Annotated in this window: 15 protein-coding genes; 1 reads left to right on the forward strand and 14 read right to left on the reverse strand. The window is 35.7% G+C overall.

The features are described 5' to 3' along the window. The 8 genes from BM141_RS20935 to BM141_RS20970 all read right to left on the reverse strand — a co-directional run. On the reverse strand, positions 1-182 hold a 182-nt coding region (locus tag BM141_RS20935), incomplete at its 3' end, for a hypothetical protein (protein ID WP_143091048.1). 4 nt (positions 183-186) lie between these two features. Beyond that, positions 187-1,554: a transglutaminase family protein gene (locus BM141_RS20940; RefSeq protein WP_091549411.1), complete on the reverse strand. Its 1,368-nt coding sequence runs from the start codon at positions 1,552-1,554 to the stop codon at positions 187-189. 188 nt (positions 1,555-1,742) lie between these two features. Further along, a complete protein-coding gene (locus tag BM141_RS20945; protein WP_221407728.1) occupies positions 1,743-3,191 on the reverse strand; it encodes a serine hydrolase in 1,449 nt (482 codons plus the stop codon). Between the two features lie 273 nt (positions 3,192-3,464). Further along, complete coding sequence (locus BM141_RS20950; RefSeq protein WP_091549413.1) at positions 3,465-3,842, reverse strand: nuclear transport factor 2 family protein; 378 nt, start codon at positions 3,840-3,842, stop codon at positions 3,465-3,467. A gap of 11 nt (positions 3,843-3,853) precedes the next feature. Next, the gene (locus tag BM141_RS20955; RefSeq protein ID WP_091549414.1) at positions 3,854-4,189 is read right to left on the reverse strand and encodes an avidin-fold protein; all 336 of its coding nucleotides are present in this window, start codon (positions 4,187-4,189) and stop codon (positions 3,854-3,856) included. Beyond that, positions 4,189-4,677 (reverse strand): DinB family protein, encoded by a 489-nt coding sequence (locus BM141_RS20960; RefSeq protein WP_091549421.1) that lies wholly within the window; start codon positions 4,675-4,677, stop codon positions 4,189-4,191. The genes BM141_RS20955 and BM141_RS20960 overlap by 1 nt, the downstream gene beginning before the upstream one ends. A 186-nt stretch (positions 4,678-4,863) precedes the next feature. After that, a complete protein-coding gene (locus BM141_RS20965) occupies positions 4,864-5,685 on the reverse strand; it encodes an SMI1/KNR4 family protein (protein ID WP_245764131.1) in 822 nt (273 codons plus the stop codon). Positions 5,686-5,850: 165 nt separating this feature from the next. Continuing rightward, a complete protein-coding gene (locus tag BM141_RS20970; protein WP_091549415.1) occupies positions 5,851-6,348 on the reverse strand; it encodes a PH domain-containing protein in 498 nt (165 codons plus the stop codon). Between the two features lie 116 nt (positions 6,349-6,464). Here BM141_RS20970 and BM141_RS23230 point away from each other — a divergent pair, with 116 nt between their 5' ends. Continuing rightward, on the forward strand, positions 6,465-6,641 hold the full coding sequence (locus tag BM141_RS23230) for a hypothetical protein (RefSeq protein WP_177217490.1): 177 nt from the start codon (positions 6,465-6,467) through the stop codon (positions 6,639-6,641). Positions 6,642-6,684: 43 nt separating this feature from the next. Here the strand turns inward: BM141_RS23230 and BM141_RS20975 are convergent, their stop codons facing one another. The 6 genes from BM141_RS20975 to BM141_RS20995 form a co-directional block, all read right to left on the reverse strand. After that, on the reverse strand, positions 6,685-7,716 hold the full coding sequence (locus BM141_RS20975; protein WP_091549416.1) for a hypothetical protein: 1,032 nt from the start codon (positions 7,714-7,716) through the stop codon (positions 6,685-6,687). 69 nt (positions 7,717-7,785) lie between these two features. Continuing rightward, positions 7,786-8,127 carry a hypothetical protein gene (locus BM141_RS20980; RefSeq protein ID WP_143091049.1) on the reverse strand — a complete coding sequence of 114 codons (342 nt, stop codon included), beginning with the start codon at positions 8,125-8,127 and terminating at the stop codon, positions 7,786-7,788. A gap of 11 nt (positions 8,128-8,138) precedes the next feature. After that, the gene (locus tag BM141_RS23235; protein ID WP_177217491.1) at positions 8,139-8,315 is read right to left on the reverse strand and encodes a hypothetical protein; all 177 of its coding nucleotides are present in this window, start codon (positions 8,313-8,315) and stop codon (positions 8,139-8,141) included. A gap of 38 nt (positions 8,316-8,353) precedes the next feature. Continuing rightward, a complete protein-coding gene (locus BM141_RS20985; protein WP_143091050.1) occupies positions 8,354-9,190 on the reverse strand; it encodes a hypothetical protein in 837 nt (278 codons plus the stop codon). Between the two features lie 14 nt (positions 9,191-9,204). Further along, positions 9,205-10,593 (reverse strand): hypothetical protein, encoded by a 1,389-nt coding sequence (locus tag BM141_RS20990; RefSeq protein WP_143091051.1) that lies wholly within the window; start codon positions 10,591-10,593, stop codon positions 9,205-9,207. Positions 10,594-10,759: 166 nt separating this feature from the next. Then, positions 10,760-12,082, reverse strand: coding sequence for a HEPN domain-containing protein (locus BM141_RS20995; protein WP_221407729.1), 1,323 nt, complete (start codon positions 12,080-12,082; stop codon positions 10,760-10,762). Positions 12,083-12,399: the final 317 nt, after the last annotated feature.

Consider the following 12,399-nt stretch of genomic DNA (forward strand, 5'->3'; position numbering starts at 1 on the left):
TGAATGGTGTCGTTGGTAAAAATTTCTTGGTATTTGCCCTTACTCAATGTGGCATACCGCACCTTAAAACCGTCAATTTCTTTTGGCGGTTCAAACTTTACAGGTTGTTGTTTCTTAGGTTCTTGGGCAAAAACAAGGCTTGCCCAAAACACGCAAAATAGAACTAAAATATTGGTTTTCATTGGTTTATTTAATTTCATTGAGGTAAATGGTTTTGCGAATTTCGGCATCTTCTTGTTTTTGGGCTGCCTCTTTTAGAGTGTTCAGCCACGCCTCATAATTTTCTTTGGGCATTTGTTCAAAACCCAAATTGTCTATCAAATCATAAATTTGGTTTCGCATTCGTAGCACTTGGATTGCTTGCGGGTGTTTTCGCAAACTTGCCTCGTCTTTGATACCAAATTTTTGCTGCAAATACTGAAACCAAACCGTATAATAATCCGATTTTATTGCAATGGCGTGAACATTATTGGGCGTTACCGCTAAATTTTTATCAATACAATTTGCAATGAAATCGTCAAACCCAAACTTTTTGTAATAACCTTGTGCCAAATCTGACAAACAATTTGCAACTTGTGCCTGCAAACCCAAAGTATCCAAATAGATTTTATTCCGCAACGCTTCTGTTTTGATAAAACCCGATGCCAAAATAAAAGCATTGCTCGTAAACATTCCGTTGGTGAGTTCCAAATTTTGTAAATTTCCGTTTTTGTCTTTCACCCTTACAAAATAATGTTCGGGTGCGGTGCTTAAATACGCCTCTACGCCCATTTCTTGGGCTAAAATTAGGTAGAGTAAAGGCATAGAATGGCATTGTCCTTTTTTGGTATTTAACAGTTTGCTGACAAACTGACTTGTCCAACTTTGCTTACCATAAAAATCTTTGAAATCGTATTGGTAAGGCAGATGAATTTGTATCTTGCGAAGGTCGCCCCCGTCAAACCCTGTATTTTTGAATTTTAGCGTATCTGACATCAGCGAAAAAATAGCCATTTTTCGGTTGTGCGGATTGTCGGACAAGCCTTTTTGTTTCATCAAGGTATGGCACAAGTTTACTTTGTCTTGAATACTTTGGTTGAATTTGTCCCACGACATAGAACTATTGAAATAGGCATTTTCCACCAAAAAAACTGCTCTTTTCAAATCTAAGGGCTTTTTTCCGTCCAACATTTCCGCTATTTTCTCAAAGGCGGTGTAATAGGCTTGGGTTTGTGCGTTGGTAGTTTTGTAAGAGGGCAAACGGTACTGTGCATTGCGTTTTTCTGCCTGTTCCATTTCCCAAATATCCCGCAAAACATCAGGCGGAATTTCCCTTGTGTTACTTGTGGCTTGGTTTATCAGCCTTTGGTTTTGTTCTTGGATTTGTCGCTGTTGTTGCAAGCGTAGTTGTTCCAAAGAGTTTGCTTGCGGAAATTTGTTTTGCTGTTGGTTCGGAAAAAAATTTTGATTTCCGTAAGTTCCCAAATTCGCAGGTTGCGGGGTTTGGAAAGTTGGAATTTGTCCGAAAAGTTGTGTCGTGCTAAAAAGCAAAATGATGAGTAGATGCTTTTTCATTGTTGTTTGTTTTTCCGTTTTTGTTTTTTAAAATTGAGGCTAACGGAAAAATGTTTGCGAAGGGCGGGATTTAACAGCACTTCCCTTGCCCTACGCACAAAGTTTATAGAAAGTACAAAAGCCAAAATTTAGCACATTAGCCCGCCTTGCCACAAATGCAATGTTAGCGGTTTGGGCTTTTAATACTTTCACCTACGCCTTTTAAATAAATAACTTGTAAATTCCACGTAAGGATGTACCGAAAGTTCAAAGCCAATGACTTTATTATTTTTAATTTCAAAAGGGATAATAACTTTTCCAAACATTGTTTGCGAATATTCACACCAAAAACGATTATTGCCTATATATTTGAGCGTAGCAACAAGTTGAGGGTGATGCTCAAATTTTAGTTTTAATGAGTTTGGGGTATCTATTTCTACTTGAATTTCACCGTATGTATCACTCCCGTAAGTACCTACAAAATCATTCAGAGGCAAAATAGTTGGTAAATTTAGTGCAACACTATCTTGCATTTTACTCAAATTTTTTGCTTCCCATTCTTCGCCTGCTTTGGTATAATTATACATATTTTGAGCGTAATTAGTATAATTTCTGTTCAGATAAGCATCTATAATTTGCCATTTAAGAGCCTCACCCAATTCGTGAGCATCTGAATTAGTTAATATTACGAAACCTAATTTTTCTTGAGGTACAAAACCCATCATAGAGGAAAAACCTGTATAAGCACCTCCGTGTGTAATCACTTCTCTATGTTGATAATCACGTACTTCCCAACCCAAAGCATAATTTACATTAGGACTACTGCCATCGGGCAAATACATTTTACCAACGATATTTTGTGGCTTATGTACTCGTTCAAATATACTTTCATTAAATATTTTTGTTGTTCCTATCTTACCCTTGTTCAAGTGTAGTTTAATCCATATTATCATATCATCAATGGTAGAATACATACCGCCAAACGGCTCTATTTTCATACTTTCTCCTTCTACAATAGGCACTATTGTCCCATTAACTTTTATATGACCTTTGGCGACATTTTGCTTTTTCTTTAACTCATTAACCAACAAAACAGTATTACTCATACTCAAAGGTTTCAAAATTTCGTTAGTCATAAATGATTGCCAATTTTGTTTGCTTACATTACTAATTACCTCTCCCGCAATCAAATAACCAAAGTTACTATACTGAAAACCTGAACGAATAGGGTGTTTCGGACTAAATTTTGACCATTTTTGTAATAACTTTTCATTGTTTAGTGAGGATTCAGACCAAAGGAAATCGCCTTGAAAAGTTTCCACTCCCATTCTATGTGAGAGTATATCAATCAAATTCATTTCATTTTCATAACTCGAGTTGTTCATTTTAAATTGAGGATAATGCTTTTTTACTTTATCCTCCAACTTTACACGATTTCCTTCTTCCAACAGTGCCAAAGAAAATGCCGTAAATGACTTTCCCATAGACCATATTGGAAATAAAGTAGTGTTATCTGCTTTGCTTTGCGTTGATAAATCACTGATGCCAAAACTTTTTAAATACACCACAGTATCATCTTTAACAATGGCAACCGCAACACTTGGTATATTCCATAATTTCATAGCTTTTGTTATATAGGTATCTAAACTATCTGCCACAAAACTATTTTTTGTTTGTGCAAAAACTTGCAAACTATGCAAGTTTAGGGTCAAGGATATTAGTATAAATATCAATAATTTTTGCTTCATTTTTTCTGATTGGTTTGTTTTATTTTTTAGCCTGACCGCTAACGTTCCGGCGCTTGGCGCAGTGGCGGATTTCGGAGCACAAAACTGTCAATACACCACAAAAATTGATGCGAGGTAGAATGTTCAATTAACCACGTCACCCGCCATTGAGCCAAACGCCTGTTAGCGGTTCGGTGTTCTTTTTCAGCTTTCATCTGTCAATTTTATAACTTTCCCGTCTTTAAATTCAAAAGTTGATTTGCCTTTTAGTTTTATCTCTTGTCCCTTTTTAAGTCCGTTTGGAAAGTCTTGTGCTAAAACTCCTTGATAGTCAATTTCAATTTGAGTGATATGCCCTTCGTGATTAAAAGATAGTATTTTTTGAATTCTTTGTGAAAAAAACTGTTTTGCCGTTTCCGCTTGGTTCTTGAACTCATTTATACCGTTCAAAGTCATAGTTACTTGTCCGTTTTGTATATTCACAAAAACTATGTCATCAGAAAAACCTTCTGTCATTTTTTCAGTATCAAAGCTGTTATAGCTTTCAACATATTTTTTAATTAAAGTTTCTCGTGCTTCCATACATATAAGATTTAAATTTCTTCAATGATTGATGTACCTTTTGATTTGTCTCCACTTGTCCATTGCCAAGTTTCGTGCAGAAGTAATTTGCCATTTGATAAGACTTCTGGCCGTGAATAGCAAACTCCTGTCATAAGTTCATCCTTACTATTCACCTGATGATAGCGCATATCAATGTTCCCAAAATCGTCAACTATACCTATTAAATGACCGAACTTTATTTGCCCGCCTGAGTAAGTCGCTTTCAACAAATTTCCTTCTTGATAATAAGAAAATACGGTGTCCGAAGATGTCTCACCATTTGATGAATTGCTTTGGGTTTTGAATTTTTTACCATTGTAATTCATTACGAAGATTTATTTTTAAGATTTAAATATTTTACTACAATTCCAATCTGTCCTAAATGATAAAGGTCGTGGTGAATCAGTCCTTCAAGAAGATATTTGAATTTAAAGCCATCTGTATATTCTTTATCCAGAAAGTTATCTGTTTCATTTTCAATTATTTCAATTAAATCTTTCTGACTTTGATAAAATTCAGATTTTAGTTCTTCCCAACCTTTTTTCTTTAATTCGTCATTTGTAAGCCAATTTTCAGGACTTTCCATTGTTAAGGTTGATTTAAGTCCTTTTAACTTTAATATGCTTTCCTTTCTCCAAACCAAAATATGTGAAATCAACTCTGCAACACTATGTAATTCAGGTAATGGTCTCACAAAGGCAAGCTTCTCTGAAATGTTGCCAATCTTTTTTTTAAAATTTTCGTCAAGCCATAATTCCTGTTCTTGAATGTCTCGGAATTGACCGACAATATTTTTAATTAACTTGTTGTCCATATGTGATTTGATTTTTTGTCGTTTATACACTGACCGCTAACGGTGGCAATATGCAAAGTTGGGGATTACGGAGCGATTCACTATCAAGCTACACGGCACATGATGCGAGCCACAACCTTTGAATAACCTATGAAACCCCAATTTTGTATATTGCGTGTTACCTGCTGGCATTTTTTCAATTCTTAGTTATCGTCCAAATAATTTTGAGATTAATCCTTTCTTGCTTTGTTTTTCAACACCCCAAATCAATTCATTTTCGTGTCGTTTTGCATTATCAATGTTCGGCCCATATTTACCCCAAGCAAATCCACTTTGGATAGGTTTATTCCGCAAGTCAGCTATAACAAAACTGTCAGGAAGAGTCTGTGCAAAGTTTTTTAAAATCGTGTCGTTTGATTGTCTTGCATTCTCAAGTTCAATAAAACCATTGTCTTTGCTCCAAATATCCATAACCACTTTCTCGTGTATTATGTCAAGATTTGATTTATTTCCATTCTTTCCAAAGTCACTTACATGTTCAATAAACTGAGTCAAATTCTCAGAATGTTTCACAATAACCGCTGGGTCATGACACACATAGAAAACGTTTCCCCAATTTCCTTTCTTGTCCACGTCTAAAATCCAGAAATTTCCAAATCCGTCACCTGCAAGTTGAACTGAATTAGGGAAAAAATTTTCAAATCCAAATTGTCCAATTCCGTCAAAAGTCACTTCTTCCAGTCCGTAAAATTCAAATCCACTGGTAAATTTTAACAATTCTCTAATCTCAATTGGAACTTGTCCTGTCGGAAGTTTTTTGGCTAAATCATCAATTTGTTGGTCTGTTAATCCTTCTTTAAGTTCAACTTTGTATTTGTCTCCGTCTTCTGAAATGTATTGTTCAGTCAAAATGGATTTTAGTTTCTCTGTCGCTGTCATATTAATTTTTTTATCGTTTGTCTTGTTATTGCATCCAAGCAAAAAAGTCAAGGTCAAAATTGTCAATATTTTAGATACTGTCTGTTTCATATGCTTGCAGGTAACGTTTTCGGGCTTTGCGTTCGGGCGGGTTTCGGAGCACAAAACTGTCAACCAGCATTGAACTTGAATAGAAGCACAAAGTTCCAAGTTTGCACGTCACCCCGCCTGACGCAAAACCCGTGTTATAGCCAGTGCTTTCTTTCGTCATTGTCGTTACGGTTTTAATTTTTCAGCCAAGTTAATGTCGTCTGGCGTAATGATTATTTTTTTGTCGCTGTTTGTTATGATTAAGATTTTGTTTTTCCGTTGCGTTGCATAAAAAGTTGAGTGTCCGATACCAGGCGTGTGAAACTTTCCGAAATAACCAAATAGTCCGCCAACTCCGAAAGTTCTGATTGTGCCTTTTGTTTCATTGTCAGAAATTGTCCGCACTTGTTTAATGTCGCCAAGTTTGATGTTTACTTTTCCAATTGGTCTGTTAATTGTCAGTTCGTTACTGTCAAGAGTATAAGATTGTGGTGCATACAGCCAACTGCCTAATAAAATTAATACAAACAGCAGAAGTGTCCCTGTGTGTATTAAAATTGTCGTTGTGTCGCCTTGTGCAACGAGTAACGCTCGAACACTTTTTTGTCCGATTGCAATTAGTAAAATAAACACTCCGATAGTCAATCCTTTCGCAAGAGTGTCAAGTGATGCTTTGTATTCCATAGTTTTAAATTTTAATTGTTAAAGATAATGTTTGATGTCTATCAAATTGTAATTTTTTAAAAGTCAACGAAGGACTGTCCCACACCAAAAGTATAAAAGTCGCACAAACTGTCGAGTTGCGAAGTCCGCTCGAAAAAGTCACCGAAGGACAGTCCTCCGATGACTTTACAATGTCGCTATGGTTGTCGTCAAGCATTGGCTATAACGGAAAAGTATTTGTGCAGGGCGGGCTTGGTAGCACTACTGTTTCCACACGTACAAAAGCCAATAGAAAGCACAAAATTTCAATTTAGCACGTCTGCCCGCCTTGCCACAAATGCAATGTTGTATGCCGTTTTACTTCTTGTTCTGCACGTCTATTAGGTTCTTGTTGAGGTACTTATCTTTATCTGTCCGCAGTTCCATTAACCAATTCAAATACATTTCTTTGGGCATTTGTCGGTAGCCTAAATCGTGAATTTGTAGATAAAGGTCTTGAATTTCATTGAAAGTTTGCTTGTTTTGGGTTTTCTCAAAAATCTGTTTTAAGGTTTCTGCTTTCAAAATTAAGGCATTTACACAATTTGGGAAATACTGTAAGGCGGTGTTACAACATTTCAAAATAAAATCGGTGTCTTGTCCGTTGGTTTTGCGTTTATAGCCTTCTGCCAAATCTACCAAACAAAGGGCGATGCTTTCTTGGTCGGTTAAGGCTTTCATATACACACTGTTTTGAATGGCGGACAAGTGAATATAGCCCGAAGCCATTAGCCACGCATCTATGGGGAAGGCTGCACTTGTGAGTTCTGTGTTGTACCAACCTGTTTTTTCTGCTCGGTGTTTGATGTAAATGTGATTAGGGGCAAGTGCTAAATTTGCCGAAACTCCTAATTCCTCACACAAGATTTTATACAAAAAAGGCAAGGAATGACAATTACCTTTTCGGGTGGCTAAAAGTTTGGTAACAAACATTTTAGTCCAGTCCTGCTCGCCAAAATAGTCCTCAAAGTCGTAAGTAAAAGGCAAGTGATAGGCTTTTTCGCCATTAGGCAACAAAATTGTAACCGTATCTGTCATTACTTTAAAAACTGCACCCCACAAAGCAACAGTTGCTTTGTCTTTTTGGGTGTAATTGCTTATTGGGTTGGCTTGATGAAAACCTTTGGCAAGCAAGATTATTTTACGCACTTCTTTGTTGAAGTCGTTGCTGTCTAATTGATTGTCAAAAAAGGCATTTTCTACGTGATAAACAGTCTTTTTGAAATTCAATGCTTTTTTGCCTGAAAGCATAGCTTGAATTTCTGTAAAGGCAGTTTGATAATAGAAATTATCTTGGGCAAGGGCAAGACTTGCACTAAATAAAAATAAGAATAAGAGTTTGATTTTCACAATGCTTATTTGATATTAAAAATCTTTCTTCTTTAAATTGATACATGAAAGAAGAAAGACTTAGTTTTATTATAGTGGATACTCAGAAGCCCAAGGGACATCAAATAAATCAGGATTAATATTAAGTTCATTTAATTTTTTGTATATTTCTTCTTCCGAATTTAGATAATATCTCTTTTGATTTTTTTTATCTTCCTCTCCAAAATAAGTATCTATTATGGATTTATCAAGTTCAAAATCTAAGATTAGATATTTATATTCAGGAAGATTTTTATTGATTTTAGGCTTACCGTTATTTTTATAAATAGCAACCCAACGCCTATTATTATCTTCTGTTGCTTTTAATTCAGCAACTATATAATCTCCATTTAATACCAGCCTATTCCAAATTTTAGGTTTAATTAAATTCATAAACATATTAGTTAATCAAAAAATATACGAAATATATTACCTTCATCATCATGAATTTGTAAATGTTTAGCACCACCATGTGGGTTATTCTTACCATGATTAACAATGTTGCCTGTCTGGTCTACTACATCATCCCAATGATAAGTCATTGATTTACCTACAAAGTTTTTTGCTTCCTTAGCCGACATTCCTGTGGTATTAGTATAACCATGTCCTTGAAATAATCTTAAAAAAGTTCTTCGGCTTCTGCACGTGAAGCAACTTTAACAGTTGTACTTCCTTTTGATAGTTCTGCTGCTGCCTTTTTTACTGTACTACTCGACCATTTAATTGTCCCTGCCATAGTAATGATATGTGCAAAAACTTTTCCCCCTACATACATTTTTATCATATCATCTGCTTTTTCCACAGTCGTAGCATTTTCTCCAAGCAGACCCGAGCCAAAGTAATCGCTATAAAAATCAACAGCATTGTTTATCAAGTAAAGCCACGTTGCTAACGTTTTTTCCAATAGTGTTGGTTCTCTTTGTGCATTTTTATTTCCATTTTTATTTTTATCAGGACAACAATTATCATCACCCTTTTCTGTTTTCTGTTGGCTTTGTAGTTGTTTGAACATATTAATAGCATCTTCGCCTGTGTAAGTTGTCTTATCTGCTGTTTCAATAACTGCTCTCCCGTCAGGGTCTATATTCCTAATTGGATTATTCATTACAAAGTTATACGGACTGAGGCTATAATACTCCTCTGCCAAAGGGTCAACAGAAATCCACCTACTATTCACACTCGCATCAGGCATACTATTGGCACTGTCTTTTTTGACAAAACCTACAATTTTACGAGTATTTACATTTATTAGCGTTGTGCCTATCTGCACCACGCTGTCCAAATCGTGAAACTCTTGGTATTTGCCATTGCTTAGGGTTAAAATCTTAATGCCCTTGATACCTGCTTGCTCAAAAGGGTTAGTGTATTTCACTTGGTTTTTGCCTTGCTGCTCTTGGGCTGTGGCAAAGTTGAGTGAAAGTAAAATACTGAAAATGAAGGCAATAAACTGTTTCATTGGGTTATTGAGATTTATTTTTTCCACAAAGACTGTTGAATATTCTGAAAAGTTTGCTTACTTTTTTCGGCTTCTTTTTGTATGCCTTTGAGCCAATTTTGATACGCCTCTTGGGGCATTTCTGCAAAACCAATATCGTCTAAATCCTGTTGGGCTTGTTTCATTTTGTTGTAAAGTTCATAAACTTGTGGCACATCACCAAATTGTATATTCGGAAGTCGTTTTTCTTTGCTTTGTTTTGCCACATAGCTCAGCAAAGCATTGTAATAGTTGGCTTTGGTCATCAATGCAGTAATGTTTTGCGGGTGGTGTTTGAGTGCTAAATTTGCACATTTCAAAGAAAATTCGTTGTAGCCGTATTTGTGTTCGTAGCCCAAAGCCAAATCCATTAAACAGTGGGCAATGAGTTGTTTTTTGCTCAATGTATCCAAATACACCTTGTTTGCCAATGCCTCTGCCTTGATAAATCCCGAAGACAAAGCAAAAGCATCAGTCGTAAAATGTCCGTTGGTGGTTTCGTAATTTTGTAGTCTGCCATTCACCATAAATTTGATAAACGAATGATTGGGCGAATAACTGAGCCAAGCCTTAGCCCCCAATTCCTCTGCCAACAACAAATACAAAAGTGGCATAGAATGGCACTGCCCTGAATGTTGCAGCAAGAGTTTAGAAACAAACATTTTGCGGTAATCTTTCTCGCCTCTGTAATCCTCAAAGTCGTATTTGAATGGATAATGCGTGAATACTTGGTTCTCTTTGTGCGGAATTTTGACCTTAAAAGTGTCTGCCATAAACTGGTAAATTACCAAATTTTTGGCTAATTGATTATTGGGCATTTTGTCTTGTTTCATTTTCAGCGAAATCAAACCCGCAATATTTCGCAAAGTTTCATCAAATTCTTGGTAAGGCATCGTGTTTTCGTAGTACGAATTTTCTACCAAATACACTGCCCTTTTCAAATTCAAAGGTTCTTTGCCTGAAAGCATATTTTGAAACTTCGCAAATGCACTTTCATAAAAATTTGTGCCTTTGGCAGTTACATTCGGAAATTTGTAATTCAGGGAATTGTAAGCCTCCGCAACAGATGAATATTTGGGGTTTTCAAACGCTGCAATGTCGTCCAAAACATCTTGGGGCAAAGTTCTTCGCTGTTGGTGTTGTGTGGCTTGGTTTATCAGCCTTTGGTTTTGTAGTTGAATTTGTTGATGTTGTTGAAGCAATAAATTTTGCAACACGTTGTTTTGGTTGGGTGGTGGAAACCCATTTTGTCTTTGTGTAGGAAAGGTTACTACGTTGTCATATCTGCCCAAAGTTGCAGGTTGCGGGCTTTGGAAAGTTGGAATTTGTCCAAAAAGTTTTGTTATCGTACTGAAAATCAAGGCTATCAGTAGTGCTTTTTTCATTGTAGTTTTGTTTTTTAAAATGGCATACAACGGAAAAATGTTTGCGAAGGGTGGGATTTTATAGCACTTCCCTTGCCTTACGCACAAAGTTTATAGAAAGTACAAAAGCCTAAATTACGCACATTAGCCCGCCTTTTCGCAAACATAATGTTGGTAGCCGTTTTTTTTATTTTTTCAATCGGATTGCTTTTATCACATATCCCTCTTGAATATCATAAAGTTCAATCTTATTTTTATCCGCTAATATGTTAATTAAAGAGTAAGAAAGTCCGATTGAAAACTCCTTTTCTGCTAAATATTGAGTTACAAACCACTTTAAACCTACATAGTTACGTGCGTCTTCGCAAAGATGCAATTCATTAAGTAGTTCTTCTTCTGTTATTGCCTTGTAATAACCTTTGTATGATGATGAGTTCGGTAATTCAATTTTGCCTAAAATTTTAAGTCCTACTACTGAATTTGTGTTTTCGGTATCTTCCTCAACTTGGTTTTGAATTACCTCTACGCTTTCAATAGCCTCAATGGTTGCGTTTCTTATAGCCTCTTTTTCCTCAACGCTAAAAGTCATTTCATCAATATTATTTTCTGCGTCAAGAATAATAGCGGAAAGAGAACTTGCCAACTCCAAACCTCTATCAAGTTCATTTTTGTAAAACACTCCGTGATGTGCCACTTTATTCCGAATTTTAAAAAGTTCTTTCCACTTTTGTTCAAATTCTTTGTCCCTGAAAAATTCCTTGAAATACTTTGTGTAATTCCCTTTTAGTTCTGTTTTAAAATTTTCAAGTTCTTCCAAAGACGAAATTTTAGCAATTTTTTCGGTTACTTTTTCTGGTGTGTTTAAACCTGATGATTGCTTGTAAATCAACTCCCCTAAATCATCAAAATCTGCCAGACTTACGTCTGTTTCACAAAGTGTTGAAAACTCGTCTTTTCTATCTGATTTTCTTATTTTTACCTTGTCAATCATTGACTTTGGTGCAGTTGTTTCCCACCAATCTAAACCAACTCTTTGAATAAAGAACTTTGCCAAATATCTACGAAGTAAACTCTCAACTTTGTTTATTTGAGGATACAATTCTTGTGCTATTGCAGTAGAAATATCGTCTGATAAAACTCTTATATGCGAGAAACTTAATTTCCCTTTTATGTGCCTAAGAAGTTTCAGCCTAAAACTTTCAAGAGCCTCAAAATCTGTACTTTCAACTTTAATATTGAATGCAACTTCAAAATAACCCGTCAAAACCTTCGTAGTATCAACAGATTTAATCCTAACAGAAATTTTAGATTTTTCATCATTTATAGTCCATCTACCATTACTTGAAGTGTCTTTGACTTCGCTACTCCAAAGTTTGGTAGTAAAACACAAAGCCTGTATCAAGTTTGTTTCTGACTTGATTTCAGTTTGTCCATTGACATCAATACAAAAAATTTCAAAAATATAATTCTGATTTTCCATTGTTCCGTTATTTCTTAAAATGGCTACCAACGGAAAGGGCTTGGCGAAGGCGGGAGTTTCGTAGCACTTCACCGCAACCAAGCACAAGGTATATTTTTATTCCAAAAGTTGAAAATTCAGCACCTCAGCTCCGCATTTCGACAAGCTATTGTTAGCGGTTTTTGTTTTCTACTCTCCCACACGAAAACTCGTTTTCAAAGCAGTTTCTCAATAAGTCAAATTTACGTTTTGTTGCGCGGAAAGTTGTCAAAATAGTCTCCAAAAACCAACTTATTTAGTAAAATTTACTTTCTGTTTCACAAACTATCTATATTTTTTCAGTTGAAAAAACGCACTTTGTCGCAAAA

Origin of the sequence: Thermoflexibacter ruber, assembly GCF_900113045.1 — a bacterium.
In the GTDB taxonomy this organism is placed as follows: Bacteria; Bacteroidota; Bacteroidia; order Cytophagales; family Thermoflexibacteraceae; genus Thermoflexibacter; species Thermoflexibacter ruber.